19 protein-coding genes are annotated in these 19,983 nt (G+C 69.8%); 9 read left to right on the top strand and 10 right to left on the bottom strand.

Going from position 1 to position 19,983, the window contains the following annotated elements; translation table 11 throughout:
* Positions 1–10: 10 nt before the first annotated feature.
* Positions 11–901, bottom strand: a complete 891-nt coding sequence (locus ACIHFE_RS04070; RefSeq protein WP_400104192.1) for a helix-turn-helix domain-containing protein — start codon at positions 899–901, stop codon at positions 11–13.
* A gap of 196 nt (positions 902–1,097) precedes the next feature.
* Between ACIHFE_RS04070 and ACIHFE_RS04065 the strand changes: the two genes are divergently transcribed.
* Complete coding sequence (locus ACIHFE_RS04065; protein ID WP_400104191.1) at positions 1,098–2,840, top strand: beta-galactosidase family protein; 1,743 nt, start codon at positions 1,098–1,100, stop codon at positions 2,838–2,840.
* Positions 2,841–3,086: 246 nt separating this feature from the next.
* Here ACIHFE_RS04065 and ACIHFE_RS04060 read toward each other — a convergent pair whose 3' ends face one another.
* Entirely contained in the window at positions 3,087–3,500 is a 414-nt protein-coding gene (locus ACIHFE_RS04060) for a winged helix-turn-helix transcriptional regulator (protein ID WP_400104190.1), read from the bottom strand.
* Positions 3,501–3,618: 118 nt separating this feature from the next.
* Here ACIHFE_RS04060 and ACIHFE_RS04055 point away from each other — a divergent pair, with 118 nt between their 5' ends.
* The 3 genes from ACIHFE_RS04055 to ACIHFE_RS04045 are packed head-to-tail and all read left to right on the top strand — an operon-like array spanning position 3,619 to position 5,440.
* Complete coding sequence (locus ACIHFE_RS04055) at positions 3,619–4,554, top strand: NADP-dependent oxidoreductase (RefSeq protein ID WP_400104189.1); 936 nt, start codon at positions 3,619–3,621, stop codon at positions 4,552–4,554.
* Between the two features lie 26 nt (positions 4,555–4,580).
* Positions 4,581–5,027: a VOC family protein gene (locus ACIHFE_RS04050; protein WP_400104188.1), complete on the top strand. Its 447-nt coding sequence runs from the start codon at positions 4,581–4,583 to the stop codon at positions 5,025–5,027.
* 11 nt (positions 5,028–5,038) lie between these two features.
* The gene (locus ACIHFE_RS04045; protein ID WP_400104187.1) at positions 5,039–5,440 is read left to right on the top strand and encodes a hypothetical protein; all 402 of its coding nucleotides are present in this window, start codon (positions 5,039–5,041) and stop codon (positions 5,438–5,440) included.
* Here ACIHFE_RS04045 and ACIHFE_RS04040 read toward each other — a convergent pair.
* On the bottom strand, positions 5,437–6,024 hold the full coding sequence (locus ACIHFE_RS04040) for a hypothetical protein (RefSeq protein WP_400104186.1): 588 nt from the start codon (positions 6,022–6,024) through the stop codon (positions 5,437–5,439). The genes ACIHFE_RS04045 and ACIHFE_RS04040 overlap by 4 nt on opposite strands.
* A gap of 605 nt (positions 6,025–6,629) precedes the next feature.
* On the opposite strand from ACIHFE_RS04040, the gene ACIHFE_RS04035 reads away from it, so the two are divergent.
* Together ACIHFE_RS04035 and ACIHFE_RS04030 are read left to right on the top strand one after the other, a co-directional pair.
* Positions 6,630–7,367: an XRE family transcriptional regulator gene (locus ACIHFE_RS04035; protein WP_400104408.1), complete on the top strand. Its 738-nt coding sequence runs from the start codon at positions 6,630–6,632 to the stop codon at positions 7,365–7,367.
* Between the two features lie 639 nt (positions 7,368–8,006).
* A complete protein-coding gene (locus ACIHFE_RS04030; RefSeq protein ID WP_400104185.1) occupies positions 8,007–9,224 on the top strand; it encodes a S8 family serine peptidase in 1,218 nt (405 codons plus the stop codon).
* Positions 9,225–9,959: 735 nt separating this feature from the next.
* Here the strand turns inward: ACIHFE_RS04030 and ACIHFE_RS04025 are convergent.
* The 5 genes from ACIHFE_RS04025 to ACIHFE_RS04005 all read right to left on the bottom strand — a co-directional run bounded on the left by ACIHFE_RS04025 (position 9,960) and on the right by ACIHFE_RS04005 (position 14,019).
* Positions 9,960–10,259, bottom strand: coding sequence for a hypothetical protein (locus ACIHFE_RS04025; protein WP_400104184.1), 300 nt, complete (start codon positions 10,257–10,259; stop codon positions 9,960–9,962).
* Positions 10,260–10,867: 608 nt separating this feature from the next.
* On the bottom strand, positions 10,868–11,572 hold the full coding sequence (locus ACIHFE_RS04020) for an MBL fold metallo-hydrolase (RefSeq protein ID WP_400104183.1): 705 nt from the start codon (positions 11,570–11,572) through the stop codon (positions 10,868–10,870).
* 89 nt (positions 11,573–11,661) lie between these two features.
* Positions 11,662–12,840, bottom strand: a complete 1,179-nt coding sequence (locus tag ACIHFE_RS04015) for a sensor histidine kinase (RefSeq protein ID WP_400104182.1) — start codon at positions 12,838–12,840, stop codon at positions 11,662–11,664.
* Positions 12,837–13,517 carry a response regulator gene (locus ACIHFE_RS04010; protein WP_400104181.1) on the bottom strand — a complete coding sequence of 227 codons (681 nt, stop codon included), beginning with the start codon at positions 13,515–13,517 and terminating at the stop codon, positions 12,837–12,839. The genes ACIHFE_RS04015 and ACIHFE_RS04010 overlap by 4 nt, the downstream gene beginning before the upstream one ends.
* Before the next feature lie 46 nt (positions 13,518–13,563).
* Positions 13,564–14,019, bottom strand: coding sequence for a hypothetical protein (locus ACIHFE_RS04005; protein ID WP_400104180.1), 456 nt, complete (start codon positions 14,017–14,019; stop codon positions 13,564–13,566).
* 230 nt (positions 14,020–14,249) lie between these two features.
* Here ACIHFE_RS04005 and ACIHFE_RS04000 point away from each other — a divergent pair, with 230 nt between their 5' ends.
* Positions 14,250–15,134 (top strand): hypothetical protein, encoded by an 885-nt coding sequence (locus tag ACIHFE_RS04000; protein WP_400104179.1) that lies wholly within the window; start codon positions 14,250–14,252, stop codon positions 15,132–15,134.
* 15 nt (positions 15,135–15,149) lie between these two features.
* On the opposite strand, the gene ACIHFE_RS03995 is transcribed toward ACIHFE_RS04000, so the two are convergent.
* Together ACIHFE_RS03995 and ACIHFE_RS03990 are read right to left on the bottom strand one after the other, a co-directional pair.
* Positions 15,150–16,220 carry a glycoside hydrolase family 113 gene (locus tag ACIHFE_RS03995; protein ID WP_400104178.1) on the bottom strand — a complete coding sequence of 357 codons (1,071 nt, stop codon included), beginning with the start codon at positions 16,218–16,220 and terminating at the stop codon, positions 15,150–15,152.
* A gap of 5 nt (positions 16,221–16,225) precedes the next feature.
* A complete protein-coding gene (locus tag ACIHFE_RS03990; RefSeq protein WP_400104177.1) occupies positions 16,226–18,169 on the bottom strand; it encodes a DUF2334 domain-containing protein in 1,944 nt (647 codons plus the stop codon).
* A gap of 371 nt (positions 18,170–18,540) precedes the next feature.
* Here ACIHFE_RS03990 and ACIHFE_RS03985 point away from each other — a divergent pair, with 371 nt between their 5' ends.
* Both ACIHFE_RS03985 and ACIHFE_RS03980 read left to right on the top strand, forming a co-directional pair.
* A complete protein-coding gene (locus ACIHFE_RS03985) occupies positions 18,541–18,705 on the top strand; it encodes a hypothetical protein (RefSeq protein WP_400104176.1) in 165 nt (54 codons plus the stop codon).
* A complete protein-coding gene (locus ACIHFE_RS03980) occupies positions 18,702–19,955 on the top strand; it encodes a glycosyltransferase (RefSeq protein WP_400104175.1) in 1,254 nt (417 codons plus the stop codon). Before ACIHFE_RS03985 ends, ACIHFE_RS03980 begins: the two co-directional genes overlap by 4 nt.
* Positions 19,956–19,983: the final 28 nt, after the last annotated feature.

Genomic DNA, 19,983 nt, shown 5'->3' with positions numbered 1-19,983 from the left:
CTGCCCCAGCTTAAGCGGAGGAACAGGGGCCGATGACCGGCGGGTGATCGGGGTCCGGGACGTGGTCGCTGAATCCGCCCGGCACGGTCCGCCCCTGCCGCTCCCGGAACCGTACCGGCGCGGTGCCCACGCGCCGTGCGAACAGGCGGCTGAAGTAGGCCGGGTCGTCGTACCCCACCCGGCGGGCCACCGCGGCCACCGGCAGCTCGGTGGCGGCCAGCAGTTCCTTGGCCCGGCCCAGCCGGATGCCCAGCAGGTAGTCCTTGGGGCTGCAGCCCGCGCCCTGGCGGACGGCGGTGCGCAGCGCGGCGGGGGTCATGCCGTGCCGGGCCGCGTGCTGGGCGACGGACAGCGGCAGAAAGGCGTCCCGGGCCAGTGCCTGGAGCACCGGGTCGGTGTCGGGGCCGGTGCCGGCCCGGGCCCGCCGCAGGGCGACCAGCAGTTCATGGACGGCGGCGGAGGTCTCGACCTCCAGCAGCGGGTTGCCGCAGCGGGCGGCCCGGGCGATGCGGGCGATGATGCCGCGCGGCCCGGTGGTGTCGGTGAGCGGGACCACCGGCCGTTCGGGCTCGATATAGCCGAGTTCGGTGTAGGCGGCGACCGCGGAGCCGGTGAAGTCGACAAAGCTCTCGTCCCAGCCGTTGCCCGGGGCGGCCCCGTAGTGGTGCGGGATGCCGGGGATCAGCCACAGCAGGGCGGGGGCGGTGACCCGCAGGACGCGTCCGTCGCGGGTGCGGTACCAGCCGCCGCCCGCGCTGATCACCACGGCGACATGGTGGTCCAGGGTGCGCGGGCCGACGGTGGGCAGCGCGCCGTGCTGCAGTCCGACGCCGAGGCAGACCAGGCCCAGCCGGTGGTGCACCGGGCCGGGGGTGAAGTACCGCATCCAGGTGTGATACACGCCGTCTCCCGCCGCGCGGCTTCCGTCGTTCGTCGTTTGTCTTTCCTCGTTCGCCGTTTGTCTTTCCTCGTTCGTCCAAGCAGCGCTGATCTTTGTCCATGGTCCGCTGCCCCGCCAGAGGGCGAGGATGCAATCACCGCGCACGCGCACAGAGCACTCACCACGCCCGCACAGGGCGTTCACGGGCAGGGGTGGCATGCCGGACTTCACGGCGGATCAGGACGGCTTCGCGCTGGACGGGCGGCCGGTGCGGCTGCTGTCCGGGGCGCTGCACTACTTCCGGGTGCATGAGGGCCTGTGGCCGCACCGGCTGGGCATGCTGCGCGCCATGGGCCTCAACTGCGTGGAGAGCTATGTGCCGTGGAACCGGCACGAGTCGCGCCGGGGCCGGTGCGAGGTGTCGGAGCTGGGCCGTTTCCTGGACGCGGCGCGGGACGCCGGGCTGTATGCCATCGTCCGCCCCGGCCCGTATATCTGCGCGGAGTGGGAGAACGGCGGCCTGCCGCACTGGCTGCCGGGCCGTCCGCGCACCTCCGGCAAGGAGTATCTGGCGGCGGTGGACGGCTGGCTGGCCGCGGTGGCCGGGCAGGTGGTGGAACGGCAGGTGGACCGGGGCGGTCCGGTGGTGCTGCTCCAGGTGGAGAACGAGTACGGCTCCTATGGCAGCGACCGCCGCTATCTGTCCCATCTGGTGGGTCGCTGGCGGGAGTTGGGGGTGACGGTGCCTCTGGTGACCTCGGACGGCCCGGAGGACCATATGCTCTCCGGCGGTACGGTCCCCGGGGCGGTGGCGACCGTCAACTTCGGCCGGGGTGCCCGGCAGGCGTTCGAGGTGCTGCGCCGGCACCGGCCGCAAGGGCCGTTGATGTGTATGGAGTTCTGGTGCGGCTGGTTCACCCACTGGGGTGGGGAGCCCGCCGCCCGCCCGGTGGACGAGGCCGCCGCGGTGCTGCGGGAGATCCTGGAGCCGGGCGCCTCGGTGAACATCTATATGGCCCATGGCGGCACCAGTTTCGGCGGCTGGTCGGGTGCCAACCGGTCCGGTGAGGATCACCGGGGTGCGCTGCGCCCCACGCTCACCTCCTACGACTATGACGCCCCCATTGATGAACTCGGCCGTCCGACGGCCAAGTTCCATGCCTTCCGCGAGGTCCTCACGGAATTCGGTGCCGGCGCCCCGCCGCCCGAACCGCCCGCCCCTCCCCCGGCGCTGTCCGCGCCGCTGACCGTCCGCCCCGCCCACTGGTGCCCGTTGTCCGAGGTCATGGACGTCCTCGGCGGCCCGGAGAGCGACACCCCGCTTCCGCCCTCCTTCGAGGATCTGGACATCGACCGCGGTCTGGTCCGCTACCGCTTCCGGATCCCCGGCCCGCGCCCCGCGTTGCCCCTGCACGCCGCCGGAGTGCGGGACCTGGCGACGGCCTGGGTGAACGGCGTGCGCGCGGCCGTACTGGACGAGGAGTCCTCGCTGATCGGCGAAGTGCCGGGCCCGGCCGAGGTGGAGCTGTGGGTGGAGTCGCTGGGCCGGGTCAACTACGGTCCACGGCTGGGCGAGGCCAAGGGCCTGACCGGTGGTCTGCTGCACGCGCTGCAGTATGTGCACGGGGTGCGGGCGCGCGGTCTGCGGCTGGATGCCCTGGAAGCACCGGGGACCTCACTCCCCTGGCGCGCGCCGGACGAGCGCGCCCCCGGCGCCTACCGCGCGAGCTTCGTCCTCCCCGTCCGCCCCGGGGACGCATATCTGGAACTCCCCGGCTGGCGACGTGGGTTCGCCTGGCTCAACGGCTTCTGCCTGGGCCGCTACTGGGACCGGGGCCCCCAGCGCTCGCTGTATGTCCCCGGCCCGGTACTGCGCGAGGGCGAGAACACCCTGCTCGTCCTGGAACTGGACCGGCCCGGCGAGCTCCCGCCGGGCCTGGTTCCCCCCACGTCCCGCTGATCACCGGCCGATGACGGTGACCAGCGGGACGAGCCCTGTGGGGGGTGTTTTCCCGAGATCGTGCGCCGCGAAGCCGTCCATGGCCAACTTGGGACCTTTCCCGGTCCCGGGCCTGCCCCTCCCGTCCCCCGCGCCACGGAACCGGCGCCGTACCCCCGCGACGGCGCCGGATCCTCGCGGTGTGTGCGCCACTCTGCGGGGTGAATCCATCAAGTGACCATGGACAAACGGAAGTCAGCCATTGGACTATCGTCCGCCGTTCCCCTCCGCCTCGGTCTCCGCGGCGTCGTACACCGCCCGGGCGGCCAGCACCTCCCCGATGTGCTCCTCCGCCCATCCCTTGATCGCCCGCATCAGCGGCAGCAGTAGTTCGCCGAGCGGGGTGAGGGCGTAGTCGACCCGTACCGGAACGGAAGGCGTCACCGTCCGGGTGACAAAGCCATCGCGTTCCAGGTTGCGCAGGGTCTGGGTGAGCATCTTCTGACTGACGCCGACCAGCCTCCGGGACAGGTCGCTATAGCGCTGCGGCCCGTCGGCAAGGGCGTTGACGGTGAGGCTGACCCATTTGTCGCTGATCCGGTCGAGCAGCCGGCGGGCCGGGCACTCGGCCAGATACGCGTCATAGGCGGCCTGCTCCACGGTACGCGGTGAGCGGCTCATGGCTCTCCCCCTCCCTATGGTACGCACTTCCAAGTGCGTACTTCCCAATGGAGAGTAGCTCCCCATACGGTCGTCCGAAAGGTCGTCCGGCAGTGCTCAACATCGGGAGGAAGCAGCCATGCGCGCAATAACGGTTCGGTCGTTCGGCGGTCCGGAGGTCCTGGAGAACCTGGAGGTACCCGTTCCGGCGGCCGGTGCCGGGCAGGTACGCATCCGGGTGACGGCCGCCGCGGTCAACCCCGTTGATCTGGCCACCCGTTCCGGAGCGCTGGCCGAGGCCGGCCTGATGCCCGTCCGTGAAGTGACCGGCATCGGCTGGGATGTGGCCGGCACCATCGATGAAGTGGGCCCCGGTGTCACCCACTTCGCGCCCGGCGATCCGGTGATCGGCCTGCGGGACCGTCTGGATGTCCCCCTGGGTACCTATGCCGAGTACATCATCCTGGATGTCACCGCCGTGGCCCTGGCCCCGTCCGGCGTCTCCGCCGTCGAGGCCGCCACCATCCCGCTCAACGGCCTGACCGCGCTCCAGGCGCTGGACGCGCTGGACCTCAAGCCGGGGGCGACCTTGCTGGTCACCGGCGCGGCCGGGGCGGTGGGCGGCTTCGCGGTGGAACTGGCCGCACGGCGCGGCATCCGGGTGGTGGCCTCCGCCGGGGCGGCGGACGAGCCCTTTGTCCGGGCCGTCGGTGCGCAGTGGTTCATCCCGCGTGGCGACGATCTGGCGGACCGGGTACGGGAGTTGGTGCCCGGCGGTGTGGACGCCGTCCTGGATGCCGCCGTCCTCGGTGTGGCGGTGCTGGGCGCCCTTCGCAACCGGGGCGCCTTTGCCTCCGTCGTCGCCGGCGGCGCCCCGCTGCCGCTCCGGGGCACCACGGTGACCGAGGTATGGGTCGCCGCCGACCCCGCCGGCCTGGCCTATCTGTCCTCGCTGGCCGCCCAGGGCCAGTTGGCCCTGCGGGTGGCCGGCACCCTCCCCCTGGACCGGGCCGCCGAGGCCCACACCCGCCTGGCCACGGGCGGCATCCGGGGCCGCCTGGTCCTGACGCCCTGACACCCCCTGCTCCTACCCTCGCTCCCGTGATCGCCACCCTCCAGTGCACCGTCATCGACTGCCCCGACCCCGCCGCCCTGGCGGCCTTCTACGCGGCCGTCCTCGGCTGGGAGGTGGATGACACCGACCCGTCCTGGGTATGGCTGACCGGCCCCGCCCGTCAGCGCCTGGCCTTCCAGCGCGCCGAGGACTACCAGCCGCCCCGCTGGCCCGACCCGTCCCATCCGCAGCACTTCCACCTCGACTTCGAGGTACCGGCCCGCCAGGACGTGGAACGCGCGCATCGCGAAGTGCTGGCTCTGGGAGCGCGGTTCCTGCATGACAGCGGGGGCGCGGAGCGGGGGTTCCGGGTCTTCGAGGACCCGAACGCTCTCGACTTACCGTTCTACGGTACCGGGCTGTCGACGGCAGCGAGAAGCTCCGCCCATGCGCCTCGGGGGAGAAACGCACGAGCGGGGCGGCCAGGGGCCTAGGCTTCGGTGCCATGGCTGAGGCTTACGTCACCAGCGATGAGCACCCGGCATGCGGGATCTGTCCGTCACGCCGCTTCCCTCTCGGAGCCTTCGACGTGTTCCAACGGCCCTCGCGCGACTGCCCGTTCAACCCCGTCGATGGGCACCGGTACACCGCTGACGGTGTGCCCGTGTGCGTGCATCCGGAGAAGCTGGGCATCCCTGCGGGGAGATACAAGACCGACAGCTTGCCCGTGGCCACGAAGCTTGCGTTGCCTGACGACGTAGCCGAACTGGACTCGTACCTACGCGACATGATGCACAGCGCAGCGCCGGGAGTGCTCGAATTGCTGATCGAGCAAGCCACCACCGAGATTCCCCGTACCTTCCCCGAAGTGGACGTCATCACGACGCTGCGCCGCGCTCTCAGCTAGCGCGCCGTGGCGAAGCCGGGGGCGAACCTGCGTCCGCCTTCGAAGATGCCCAGCGGCTGATACTTCTTGATGGCGGCGGCGCGCCGTTTCTCGGTCTCGTCCTTGCCGATCCAGAACCGCTCGTTCACCGGCCCCCATGCGGCCCGGTAGACCTGGTGCGTGTAGTCGCCGTGGTCCCAGCCGCCGATTTCCTCGCGGTCCGTGGCGTGAACGAACTTGATCCCAGTCCGCTCCTGAACACGGCTCAGCACGGTGAACTGAGCGGCAAGGGCGTGGATCATCTCATCCACGGGAACGGAGACGGGAACCTCTGCCGCGTACTCGTCACCATCCGTCATCTCGTAGACGGCCGACTTGATCGCCATTGCCCAGAGGGCTTCCGGGAACAGCGGAACGGTGTCCTTCTCGACGTCGAAGCCGTCGACGAGCGCGTAGCCCGTGAAGCTCTGCCAGTCCTTGTCGTACTTGGCGCACCCGGTGCGCAGGCGCTCGAACTCCGGGTCTGCCTCAATTGCCGAAAGGATCTCTCGTGCACGCTCGGACGCCCTCTCGGGAGCCGGACGAACAAGGGTTGTGTTCACCACTGCACTCTCCTTTTCGGTTGCGTGTATTTGCCGCCTCAGCCATAGAGGCCGGGCTCACCGGTGGTACGGGTTGCTGATGATCACAAGCGGGATCACCAGGACGACGGAAACGACGACCGTCGTGGCCCAGATCGCACCGGCCCATCGGAGGACCGCGCGTCGGATCACGGCTGCCTCATCCACGCGTGGAACGGGCGCTTGACGATCTGCGTGTAGGAGTGGTGCGACGGGTTGGCCCTGACGTGCTCCAAGATCCAGACCGAACCAACCTCCTGGTCGGTGCTCCGGGGGGAGCCTTCCCCACACACGTCGCACTCCTGGGCGTAGGTGTGGGGCTTCGCGTCCGGCTCACGGTCGGGCCGAACGGTCCAATCAGCGTGTGCGATCACGGCACGTGTGCTCATGCAGGCCAATCCCTTTGGGCGTTGCCCCCGTCAGTGCCACAGATGTACAGCCGGTCGCAGGGGCAGCGCGGCGACCGTCAAGGCGTCATACCGGCGTCATTCATCGGTCAAAACCCGTGACCAACTGTCGCCCAGCGCCCTACTGTCGAAGACGTGGCCGAACCCAACACGATCCTTCGCGCCGTCAGAATCAGCCTGCGCATGTCGCAAGATGATCTAGCTCTCGCCATACGTCGGGCGGGGAAGGAATCAGGTGAACCGAACGACTGCGCCAAACGCAACGTTCAGCGATGGGAGTCAGGGAAGGTCCTCAACCCCCGCCCCGTCTACGCCAGGGCCCTGGAGCGCGTAACAGGTCTTCCGATCGAGGCTTTAGGGTTCGCCCCACCGGGGCCGAACGCACGAGCGGCAGAGTCAGCCGTGCTGAACGGTCGTGAACCAGAACAGCGAGAGGCGGCGAAGGCGCGAGCCGCAACAGCCCCAGGAGGTATCGCCCCCATGACCAAGCACAACGATCACGGAACCCTGTCCGGCATCTGGCTGTCCCGATACGAGTACCACTCGTCGGGGCGGGAATCCGACTTCATCGGAGAGCACTATGTAGTGGTACTCCAGCACGGCAACAAGCTGACGGCGCGCTCGCTGCCGGAAGGCTCTTCGAACCCGAATTCTCCGCTGACGCTCGACCTGACCGTTGAAGGAAACGTAGTCACGGGAACGTGGCGCGAGGAAACAGCACGGGATGGCTACTACGCCGGGGCCGTCTACCACGGGGCTATTCAGCTCCTTGTCGAACCTACGGGCCGGAAGATGAGCGGTAAGTGGGTCGGCTTCGGCAAGGATTTCGACGTGAACACTGGCCCATGGGAACTGACCTTCAAGGACGCCTCAACCTCTAAGCCCACAATGGCCGAGTACAACCGGTCGCCCGGGGAATGAGGTAACGCCTGCCGTCCCCAATCGGGGATAGGCCCGGGTTCGCGCCCAACGCAAAGAGCCCCCGACAGCCGCCCAGCACGGGCAGTCGTCGGGGGCAGTGGGTCAGAAGTGCTCTGGGCAACCACAGATGATGCCCAGGGCGGCCGGGTCGGGGTCGCACCGGGCCTCAGCACGGAACAGCTCTGAGAAGAGCGGCCACAACGGGTGCACACGGATCCTCCGAGCCTCTTCGTCTCCCAACAGGCATGCCAATTCCCGCAGTTCGTCACTCATGGGCGGCAAGTTGTCGACCCAACGACGTTGACGTTCGTACAAGGACTCAGGCACGGCGGGACTCCTCTACAGCAGCGCGGGCGGCTGCCCTCATGGCGGCGAGCGGGTCGATGACCCGGGTCCTCCAGAACGGTAGTTCCGGAGCGTTCGGAGATCCGGCGGGGCATCCGTTCTGCCTGTGTTACGGGCAGGGCGGCTGGCTTCGCGGCGCGCTTCCGAGGTGCGGAGTGCGCCGGTCCGTTGGTTAGGCCGTCTGGCAGCGTTCGAGTGGCCGTCCGGAGATCTCCATTTCAGGGTGATCTTCGAATTGACGTGGCGACAGCCACAGGTCCAGTGTCGCCGCCGGGCTGCCAAAGGAGACCGTTCGTGCGTCCATTCCGCAACCGTCCGCTCCTCCTCGCCGGGGCGCTGCTCTTCTCCAGCCTCGGCGCCCTGCCCACAGCGGCGAGCGCGCACACCCCCACGGCCAGTGATCCCAAGGAACCGCCCTTTGCCCGGGCCTGCTCACGCCAGGCCGGACCGGACCGCATGTCCTGCGGGGCACTGGTACGCACCGACCTCCCGGTGGTCAAGGACGCCCACCCGAAGTCCCCGCCGCGCGGCCTCACCCCGAGGGACATCCGTGGCGCGTACGGCCTCCAGGGGCACCATCGCGGCCGGACCGTGGCGATCGTCATCGCCTATCACCACCCCCGTCTGGCGGCCGACCTCGCCGTCTACCGCTCACAGTTCCATCTGCCGCCCTGCAGGCCGTCCAGTGGCTGTCTGCGGGTGATCGACCAGCGTGGCGGCACGACGCACCCGCGTTCCGATGCCGGCTGGGCCTCCGAGGAGGCCATGGATGTGGAGGCGGTGAGCGCGGCCTGCCCCGGCTGCCGGATCCTGGTCGTGGAGGCCGACTCGGACCGGACCGCCGACATGCTCGCCGGAGTGGACCGGGCCGTCCGGCAGGGAGCCAGGGTCGTCAGCGGCAGTTGGGCCACCCCCGAGAATCAGGAGGTTCTGCGGTACAACGGTCACTTCCGTGGTCATCGCGGAATCGCCTTCACCTTCTCCAGCGGCGATGAGGGATACGGCGTGGAATGGCCGGCGGCGTCGTCCTATGTCACGGCCGTCGGCGGCACCTCCCTGCGGAGGTCGCACGGCAAGTGGGCCGAGACGGCCTGGAGCAAGGCGGGCTCCGGCTGTTCCGCCTTCGAGTGGAAGCCGGCCTTCCAGCACGACCCCTTGTGTCCACGGCGCACGGTGGCCGATGTGTCCGCGGTCGCCGACCCCATGAACGGTCTGGCGGTGTACACCTCCTTCGCCCGCGGTGGACCGGGGTGGGTGGTCGCCGGGGGCACCAGCCTGTCGGCCCCGCTGATCGCCGCCATGTACGCGATGGCGCGCCCGCCCGGGCGCCATGACTACCCCAATGCCTACCCGTACGCCCACCAACGGGCATTCCACAAGATCACCGGTGGCGCCAACGGCTCCTGCCGCACCTATCTGTGCGCCGCCCTCCCCCGGCACCGGTACAACGGCCCCACCGGGCTCGGCACCCCGCGTGGCATCCGCGGATTCCAGCGGCGCGGGGACCGCTGACTCCGAGGGAGCTGCCATCATGCGGAAGCTTTATTTGGTGTGGATCGGCGTCGTTTCCCTGACGTATTCGGGCAAGCTCACCGGTGTCCTGATGGTCCTCGGCTCATCGCCGTGCTGCTGGGTGCGGTTGCCGCCGTGGCCCACTGGTTCCACAGCAGGGTCAATTACCCCGGGCTGGTCGCCCTGCTCGGTGCCGTCACGGCGGTAGTCGCCAACTCCCTGTTGCTCACCGCCGCTTTGGCGAATGGCGATTCCCTCCTCTACCGCGGACTGTGGTCGGTGCTCACGGCGAGTTCCCCATGGGCCGCCACGGTGATCCACCGGCGTCGGTGGTCATTCCGGCACCCAAGCGGATCGCGGTGGGGTGGCCTTCACCACCGCTCTCGCCGATGCCAACTTCGGCTGCACAGCGCTGTACAAGCCATATCAGCGCGAGCCCACCCCCATTATCCAACTGGACGTGGGAAAGCCCGATTCGACAACCGCAGCGATGTGGGCCTCTATGTGCTCGGGTCCGGGTTCTACGGCACCGGAGTCAGCGTGCCGCTGAGCCGGACGGGACCCAACTGTCACGCAGGGAGGCGTGCGCGAAGTGCCACATCGGCCGAAACATCCCGCGACCCGGCCAACTCCCGCAATTCTGCCATTGGTTCAGAGGCGAGATCCGTACCAGACTCAACGATCACAGAAATCTCAGGTTCCATGAACAGGATCACGAGAAACCAGACCTCAACCTCAAAGAAGCCGCGACAGTTGAGGTGACAGCTCCGGAATCTGCGCACCCTGCGCCTGGGCGGCCATGAGCTGCCGGACATACTCCTGAGCCACGGATTGCAGCTCACGCTGCCGCTGTCCAAACCGATGGCCGAGAACCCATACCCAAACGCCGAACGGCGCCAGCAGCAACGCCGCCCAAGCCACGGGTTTGTGAGCCGCTACGGCAAAGACAGCGCCAGCCCCCGCCACGATGACGAGAAACCACCCCGCCTCGTCGTGCCAGCCACCTTTCTCCGCGATGCGCTCGTACTCGCTCACGGCTTGAGGCTTCGGCGGGACGGGGAAAGCTGAGTACTGATGCACTTGACTCCCTCACGTTCAATTGGCTCAAGTCGGATTGCGTTGCCCTGCGCGCTCTGCATGCAGGGTGACATTACTTCCACCGTAATCCGCCGCTCGGCGCTCAATGCCACGTCCACACGGTGGGCTGCAGCATTGCTCTCCACAAGTGAGAGACACTCCACGGCCTTGTCGGTCAGCTGCCGCCACCCCTGAGCCTGAAGGCGCCGGCTCATGTCGGCCATGACTTCATCCAGTCCATGGAAGCCCGGGTGCACACCGAGCTGCGCCGTCCGCTGCGTGCCGTGCCCTTGCTGCGCGAGGTGCTCGCCCGCTATGACGCCACGCACGCGCGGGAACTCGCCCTCTGTCTCTCGTGGTTGGCGGTGGCGCCGGCCGACGCCAATGAGCCGGAGGAGGCGGCGGCGACGGCCGGGCGGGTCATCGCCCTGTCCGCCGGGGCGAGCAGTGAGCGGACGGCGGAGCGGGTGCGTGTGGTGCTCGGCCGGCTGACGGCGTTCCGGGGTGTGCCGGAGGTCCGGGCGGTGCTCGGCGACGCCGCCCAGGACCCCGCGAGCCGGCGAGGCTCACCGCAACTCCGCCGCCACCTCCCGCAGCCGCTCCCCCGCCCCGCCCACCAGCGGTTCGCCGTGGCCGAAGAGGGCGATGTCCACCTCCAGGCGGGCCTGCTTGCGGAAGGAGGCCATCGCCCGGGCGTGGTCGGTGTTGAAGACGCCGAGCATCACCTGCGGGTGGTTGGCGATGGTGTCACCGGTGAACAGGACGCGGGACTGCGGCAGATGGAGCGCCATGCTGCCGTCCGTGTGGCCGGGGACGTGCACCGCCTGAGCGGGCAGGCCCCAGTTCAGCGGGGAGCCGTCGGTGAGTTCGCGGTCCACCCGGGTGGGCGTGGGCGGCGGGACGTCGGCGAGCTGGGCGTGGACGGTGGTGAAGAGTTCCCTCTCCCAGTCGGCGCTGAACACCGGTGCGGGCCCGGGGGCCTCGCCCCGGATGACGGGGGCGTCGGCGGCACCGGCCAGCACCTCGGCGCCGGTGGCGGCGGCCAGTTCGGCCGCGTTGCCGATGTGGTCGATGTGGTGGTGGGTGAGGAAGATATGGCGGAGGTCGCCGGGGGCGGCGCCCAGTTCACCCAGGGCGGCGAGGATCTCGGTGGCATGGCCGGGCAGGCCGGTGTCGATCAGGGCCCAGCCGTCCGGCAGGCGCAGGGCGTACGCCTGCCCGGCGGTGAAGCGGAACATCCAGATGTCGGGGGTGACTTGGGTGGTTTCCATAGGGGGACGGTAATGACCGGGTGCCCAGCGTCCCAAGGATTTGTGCCCTGGGCGGATTGTGCCGCAGGCGAACGCGCCCTCGGCCGGAATCAGCCGGTCGCCGGGCCGGTTGGGCCGTTCCGTCGTTCCACCGGGAAGACCGCCCTGACCAGCCAGCCGCCCTCCGGGGCGGGGCCGGCGCGCAGCCGGCCGCCCATGGCCTTGGCCCGTTCGGCGAGGCCCACCAGTCCGAAGCCGCCGCCCTGTGCCTCGGGCGGCAGTGTTGCGGGGTGGCGTCCGTCGTCCGCGATGCGCAACTCGACACCCTCCTCGGTGCCACGGACGCCGATGCGGACGGCGGTGGCGTCGGCGGCGTGTTTGCGGATGTTGGTGAGGGATTCGCGGACCACCCGGTGCACGGCGGCGGCGACCTCGCCGGGCAGCCAGCCGTCCATGCCCTGCTCGATATAGAGGGCGACCGGCGGTCCGGTGCGGGTGAAGTCCTCGGCCAGGGCGCGGACTTGGGGCAGTCCGGCCAGGGGTTCGGTCTCCGGTTCGGCGCCCTGGCGCAGGATGCCGACCAGGCGGCGCATGGCGCCCAGCGCCTCGGTGGCGGAGGCTTCGATGCGCTGGAAGGCCTGGGCGGCGTCCTCGCCCCGGAGCTCGGTGAAGCGGGCGGCCTGGGCCTGGACGGCGATGCCGGTGACATGGTGGGCGACCAGATCGTGCAGTTCCCGGGCGAGTTCCAGGCGTTCGGCGGTGCGGACGGCCGCCATGTCCCGCATCCGCTGCGCGGCCTGGCCGCGCAGCAGCAGGGAGTAGGCGCCCACCACCACGGTCATGATGCCGAACAGGGCAGTGAACCGGCCTGGGTTGAGATCCCGCATGGGCGCGGCCAGCGCGGCCAGGGCCAGCAGGGGCCCCAGCACACCGGCGGCCCGGGGGCCGGAGTGCTGGATGACGGCGGTGAGCAGGACGAGCAGGGCGATGTCCTCGCCCATGCCCCAGACCGCTCCGGGGTGGTCCCCGGCCATCAGCACCAGGGAGGTGGTCCCGGAGACGGCCACGGCGGCGCTCGCCCGTACCTCCAGCGGGATCCAGCGGTGCGGGATGGCGCACAGACAGACGGCCACTCCGGAGGCCAGCACCATGGCGTGGGCGGGGCTGGGCCGCCGGGACAGCCCGGTGCCCTCGAAGGCCACCAGGGCGAGCAGCAGCAGGGCGAAGACGGTCCTGGCGGCGGTCGCCCGATGGGGGTGCCGGGCACTCCACCCGGCCCATCTGCTCATGTACCGCCCGTGGCCAGCCCGCTCTCCCAGGCCCAGGCGGCGATCTCCACCCGGTTACGGGCGTCCAGCTTGAGCTGCACATTGGCCAGGTGGGTCTTGACCGTGGACAGGGAGACATACAGTTCGGCGGCGATCTCGGCGTTGGTGGCGCCGCGGGCCAGGCAGCGCACCACGTCCGCCTCCCGTTCGGTCAGCGGTTCGGCGGGCTGCCGGGCGGTGCCGCCGGTGGCGCTCACCGGCGCCATGTCGCGCAGCAGCCGGACGGTGATGGCCGGGGAGATCAGCGAGTCGCCGACCGCGGCGGCGTGCACCGCCTCCACCAGCATGGCGGGGCTGGCGTCCTTGAGCAGAAAGCCGGAGGCGCCGTTGCGCAGCGCGGTGTGCACATATTCGTCGAGGTCGAAGGTGGTGACGATGACGATGCGTGGGCGGTCGGCCCGTTCCGGGTGGGCGGCGGACAGCCCGGACAGCCGGCGGGTGACCTCCAGGCCGTCCAGCTTGGGCATCCGGATGTCCAGCAGCAGGACGTCCGGCTGGTAGCGCTCCACGGCGGCCAGGGCGGCCTCGCCGTCCACCACGTCCGCGAGGACCTCGATGTCCGGCTGGCTCTCCAGGATCATCCGGAAGCCGGTGCGGACCATCTCCTGGTCGTCCGCGATGACCACGGTGACCGCCATGTTCTCTCCCCTTGTGCTCTCGGCCGTCCGGGGGTGGGCCCGGCGGTCAGCCGCCGGCCCGCCCGGCCGTACGGCGGCGCAGCAGCCGGTGCATGCCAAAGGCTCCGGCGCCCAGCCCCAGCAGGGCGCCGGCCACGGCGAGCGCGGATTTGCCGCGGTCGGGCCGGCCCTTGATGGTCTGCCCGGCCTGCACCATGCGCTGGACGGGGTTGCTGGCCGCCCGGTGGCGTTTGATCCGGGGCGCCGGGCGGGCGGCCGGATGGTGTGCGGTGCGCTGGTGGTGCCGGCGGGCCTTGTCCTGGTGGGCGGACCTGACCATCAGCGGCGCGCCCTGGCCGGCGCGCGCCGGGTGGGAGGGATGGGCCGGGTGGGCGTAGGGCCGCCGGTACGGCCCGTCCCCGTCCGCCGTCCCGGCCGCGGCGGTGCCGGTCACCGGCAGCAGCAGCGCGGCGATGACTGCGGCGAGCAGCGCCAGGGCGGCGGGGCGGGGCTTGGCGGACACGTGCGGGGCCTTTCGGGTCTGTGTGGCGGGGGCCGGGTGCGCCCACGGTCACCTGATTCACGTTACGTGGCTTTACGCGTCGCACACCTCGACTGTCCGACCATTGCGGGGTCCGCCGAAAGGATGACAACCGGTCCGCCGGGTCCTGCCACGGTCGCGGAACGGGCGGCCGGACGCGCCGCCACCGCTCGTAGAGTGGAGGCGAGGCGGCGGCAGACGGGGGTGGCGGCATGGGGACCGGCGTCGAGGTCCAGCACGGGTTTCCGCATCTTGAGACCGTTCAGGGCGCGCTCACCGCGCTGTACCGCCGGCTGTCCCCCGATACGGTGCGGACCTTCGCGCTGAGCGTGCTGCCGGTGGATGTCGCCTTCTCCGACGAGGAGGACCCCTATCTGGGGGTGCAGCGGGTGGCCGGGGCGATGGTGCGGCATCTGCGGCTGCCGGACGCCCGGATGATCGTCAGCTTCCGGGAGATGCGGCACGCCGGAAGTGTGGAACTCGCCGCCGGGCCCGAGTACTTCATCGAGCTCAATACCCGTTTCAAGGCGCACCGCAGGGACATCGGGGCCGCGCTGGCCCATGAGGTGATGCATGTCTATCTGCACCGGCTGGGGCTGGAGCTGCCGGGCACCCGGGACAACGAGATCCTCACCGACACCGCGGCGGCCTATCTGGGCGGCGGCTGGCTGCTGCTGGACGCCTATCGGGAGGACGCCGTCACCACCCAGAAGCTGGGCTATCTCACCCCCGAGGAGTTCGGCTATGTCCTGGCCAAGCGGGCGGCCGTCTTCGGCGAGGACCCCTCGCCCTGGTTCACCAGCCCACGGGCCTATGACGCCTATGCCCAGGGCCTGGCCCGGGCCCGGCGCGATGAGCGCAGGCCGCCGCTGGCCGGGGCCGGGCGGCTGGGGCGGCACCGTTACGCCCGTGACCGCCGGGCCGCCGGGCACTCGGCGGTTTCGGTCCCGGCGGCGGAGGGCTATGCGTTCGAGGGCGATCCGCTGCGGGTGAGCTTTCCGTGCCCCACCTGTTTCCAGCGCATCCGGGTGCCGGTGCGGGGGCGGCTCCGGGCGCGGTGCGGGTTGTGCGGGAGCGTCCACGACTGCGAGACCTGACTCCCTTGAGCGCTCCTACCGGGGTGCCCACCAGTTCCGTAGCACCTGTTCGGCCGGCTTGCCATGCGGGGTGTAGGCCAGCTTCCTGGGTGTCTCACCGGCGTCCGGCCAGTCGTCCCACATCCACCAGCACACCCCGGCCCACCAGGGCTTGCCGTCGAAGGTGGCCAGCAACGCCTCATAGGCCGCGGCCTGTTCGGCGTCACCGTTGCGTTTGCTGACCGTCCAGGAGTACGGCTCGGTGGTGGCGCCGCGCTGGCTGACATAGCCGGCCTCGGTGAACAGGATCTTCCGCTGCTGCCGGGCGGAGAAGGCGGCCAGTTCCCCGGCGATCGGCTGCCAGGCTTCGCGTAGTTGGCCCACATCGGTGGTGGCCTTGTCGCCCAGCGGCCAGTAGGCGTCGACCCCGATCAGGTCCAGCTCCGGCCAGAAGGGCACCTTGCGGTACTCGTCGTAGTTGGCGGCATAGGTGAGCGTCCCCCGGTAGTGCGCGCGCACGGCGGTGATGACGCTCCGCCAGTGGTCCAAGTCCTTTGACACTCCGGCAAGTTCGGTGCCCACCGCGAACTGCTCCACCCCGTTCTCGCCGGCCAGCTGGGCGTAGTGGGTGATGAAGCCGGTGTAGGCGGTGAACCAGGCGTCCGGGTCGTCCGGCCGGATCTCCGCCCGGTCCTGGCCCTTCACCAGGTCCACATGCGGCTTGATCATCACCTTCAGCCCGGCGGAGTGTGCCAGCGAGACGATATGCCGCAGGCTGTCGTCGCCGGCCGTCTCCTCGGTGGTGTGCATGCCGGAGTCGGTGAGCTTGTCCTGGTACCAGGTGGGGGTGAAGGTCACCCAGCGGGCGCCGGTGGCGGCGATCTGCCGTAGATAGGTACCGGCCTGCGGGCTCTGGTAGTCGTCCCGGTTCCACGCGGGGAGTGTGAACCCTCTCATTCCGCTCACCTTCTTTTCCTCGGGTCGCGCGGTGCCCGTCCGGCCCGGTGAGCCCTGGGGCGTGGCGTCGTGCTGCGGGGACTTGCCGGCGGAGCATCCGGCGAGGAAGAGGGCGGCCGCGGCCGCCAGCACGGCGACCGCCCTCTTCATCGCGTTCACTGCGTCAGGTCCGCTGGGGCGACGAAGGTGTAACCGAGGGCGCGGATGCCGTCGATCGTCTGTTGCAGCGGGGCCAGGTCGTAGTACGGGTGGTAGAAGAAGCTGGCCACCCCGTCCCGGACCGCCAGGTTGGCCTTGGCGGCGGCGATCAGGTCGGCGGGCAGCCGGGCCGGATGGTTGTTGTACGGCTGGGGCTCATAGTTCCCCAGGTCCTCCGGGAGGACGGTGGTGCCATAGACGTCCTTGACCGCGTACGGGAAGAACTGGCCGATATAGCGGCTGTTGTCGACGGTCCCACCGCTGAGCGTGCCGGCGAAGTACAACGAACGCTCCAGTCTCGCAGCGAAGTTCTGGCCGAAGACACGATAGTCCGCGGCGGACGCGGCGTAGTGCGGAGTCGTCCAGAACGCCGGCTTGGGCAGCCCGGCGGCGGTGAAACCGGCCAGTGCGGAGGTGATCCGGCTCTGTGCCCAGAGCGTGGAGTCCTCGGCGGGCGGCCCGTCGAGGGCCACATTGTTGGCCGAGTCGATGTGGGCCCGGAAGAACTCGAAGTCATCGCCGGTGACCCCGCTGTAGGGGTTGTTCACCTTGCTGTACTGGTGGGTGAACCCATGGTTGATCAGGGTGGCACCGTGCGCCAGCATGTACTTGATCGCGGCGACCACATTCGGGGCCTGGGCCAGGGTGACGGTCTCCGGAGTCCCGTTGTTGTAGACGCCGTTGGGGTCGGTGTAGACCGGGATGACCAGGATCCCGTAGGGGATCTTCTGCGAGTACAGATAGTCGGCCATCGTCCGCAGCTGGGTGGGATCCGACTTGGGGCTGATGTCCTCCAGCCGCACAAAGGCCCGGTGCCGTTGGGCGGTTGCCGGGGCCAGCCCGTCGAACAGCAGGTCCTCGAAGCAGATCACCCGGTCCTGCTCGGAGACATACTCGAAGGGGATCTCCCCGACATAGGTGAGGTTGCCCGAGCGGATGGCCCAGGGGCTGGTGGCCCCGGTGCCGGCGTCCGTGGCCTGCGCCAGCGTGGTCACCTGTGGAAGGCCGGTCCCGGTGACGATCGCCGGGTGCAGTACGCCGCCGTCCGCACCGGCCGGGATGGTGCGGGTCAACTGCTGTCCCTTGTAGGCGACTTGGGTGATGTTCCCGACGCTGCCCGAGGAGTCGGCGAAGTACGAGTTGGTGGGGTCCCAGCCGTACCGCTGCTCGAACTTGGTGACGCCGACCGCGTTGGCCATCCCCCAGATGTTGTCCCCGACCCAGGTGACGGGATGCTGGGTGGCCAGGGCGTCCTGGTAGAACGCGGCCGGGATGGCATCGGGGAGGGAGCCGCCGTAGTAGGTGGAGCCCACATAGACGGTGGCGGTGTACTGCTCCGTCATTCCGGCGGTGTACTGGGAGACGGGCTTGGCGGTGACGCTGCCGAAGTGCCCCGCGAGGTTGGCGGTGGCCATGGCGTAGAGCTCGCCCAGGTACCCGTAGGGGCCGGTGTTGTCATAGAGCACCAGCGCCGAGGTCCCGGCGGTGGCCGCCGCGGGCTGGACCGCAACGGCCTTGGCGGCCAGGGCGGTTGCGGTCCTGGCCACGGCGGGCTTGACCGTGCCGCCGGGCTTCACCGTGCCGCCGCCGGGCGCGGGGCGCCCCGTCGCGGGCCGGATGACCAGCTGGTGCGACTTGCGCAGCCGGTCATTGCGCAGCGTGGACGACGCCAGCGCCTTCAGGTCCTTGGCCCGGGGCGCGGAGGCGGACAGAGCCGCCGGCCCCGCGCCGGTGTGAGTTTTGGCGGCCGGATGCCCGCCCGGTGCCACCGGCCCCTCGGCGCCGTACCCCGCGGACAGCGCGACGCCGCCCAGCAGGGCGGCGACAATCGCGAGGACAAGCGGAATACGGGAACCCCGGAAAATATGTGGTCGTCTCCTCCTGGAATTTTTCAATTTCATTCCCCCCTGCTTGAGATCTCTTTGCCGTCCCCCCGGACGAACGTCGGGGACAGGCCCGACAGTTGGCCGATTCTTATGGTCCGCCGGATCACTGTCAAGGGAATTCGAGCTTTCAACTCCGTACCGCCATGGGCAATTTCTGACATGAATTCTGGTGCAGACCAAACGCCACATCAGTCACACCATCCCGCCCCAACAGGATGCTTTCCCGCTCCGTCATAAAGAATTGACGCTTCCGATTCAACAACTTCCTTCATCGCCTGAGCCACTGGTCAGTGCGGGTGGTACGGTCCCCCCGCACACCTCGAGTGAGGCGAAAAAATGGGGGGGAACCCATGTACGGAAAACCCGCTCTGGGCACCGTTGTGCCCTTGGCCGGGCTGACGGCGGCGCCCCGGGTACTGCCCGGCATACCCTTTGCCAAGGGGCTTCAGGAGACCGCGGGGGCCGGCTTCCTGCTCTACTGCGCGGTGGCCGTCGCACTGATTTCGGCAAAGTTCTGGTACCGGCTTCGGAATTCCGGTGGCCGCCGTTGAACACCGAGCTCCTGCTCTGGTCCAGCATCGCCATCATCGTGCTGGCCGGGTGCTACAACGTCTCCCTGTTCATGCTCTCCCGGCGCAGATTCCGCCGTGGCCGCGGCCCGCGCGAACCCCGCCTCTATGTCTTCCTCCTCGCCTGTCTGAACGAGGAGAAGGTACTGGCCGAGAGCCTGGCCCGGATCACCGCGCTGCCCGCCGGGAACTTCCTGGCCCTGGTCATCGACGACGCCTCCGATGACCGCACCGCGGAGATCGCCCGCGCCGCCGACCCGGAGCGGGTACGGCTGTTGCAGCGCAAACTGCCCAACGCCCGCAAGGGCAAGGGCGCCGCCCTCAATGCCGGCATCCGCTATCTGCGCGAGGCCGGGCTGCTGGACGGGCGTGACCCCAACGACGTCATCATCTGTGTGGTGGACGCGGACGGCCGGCTCGACCAGCACGTGGTGCAGGCGGTCGACCCGTACTTCGACAACCCGCGCACCGGCGGCACCCAGATCGGGGTGCGGATGTACAACCGCCACCAGGGCCTGCTGGCCCGGCTCCAGGACATGGAGTTCGTCATCTACGGCGATATCTTCCAGAGCGCCCGCCGCTATATCGGCAGCGTCGGCATGGGCGGCAATGGCCAGTTCATGCGGCTGGCCGCGCTGGAGTCGCTGATGGGCGAGGACGGCAGCGGCCCCTGGAGCGACTCCCTCACCGAGGACCTGGACCTGGGCGTACGGCTGATCGCCCGTGGCTGGACCAACCAGCACTGCACCTCGGCCGCCGTCTCCCAGCAGGCGGTGCTGGATGTGAAGCGTCTGGTGCGGCAGCGATCCCGTTGGTTCCAGGGCCACTTGCAGTCGGCGAGCCTGGTGCCGCTGATCGTCCGCGAGGTGCCGGTACGGGCCGCGATCGACCTGCTCTACCACCTCTCCAGCCCGGTGCTGATCCTGCTCACCTCACTGCTGCCGGTGTCCTTCCTGGTCGCCGTGGCGGGCACGGTGGCCGGCTCCATCGAGGCGGGACACCCGCTGATCACCCCGATGTGGATCGTCGGGCCGTATGTGCTCTCCTTCACCGCGGCCTACGCCTACGGCTGGGTGTACTCCCGCCGGGAACAGGGCCTCGGCCTGCTGCGCGCGGTCGCCCTGTCGCACCTGTTCATCATCTACGGCTACATCTGGTTCGCGGCCGGCTGGTACGGGCTGTGGCGGATGGTGACCGGCCAGCAGGGCTGGCTGAAGACCGCCCGCACCTAGCACTCATGCCGCGCGGCTCACGGAAGTC

The organism is Streptomyces sp. NPDC052396 (assembly GCF_044593195.1).
Classification (GTDB): domain Bacteria; phylum Actinomycetota; class Actinomycetes; order Streptomycetales; family Streptomycetaceae; genus Streptomyces.
This window is presented reverse-complemented; position numbering and strand designations above follow the sequence as displayed.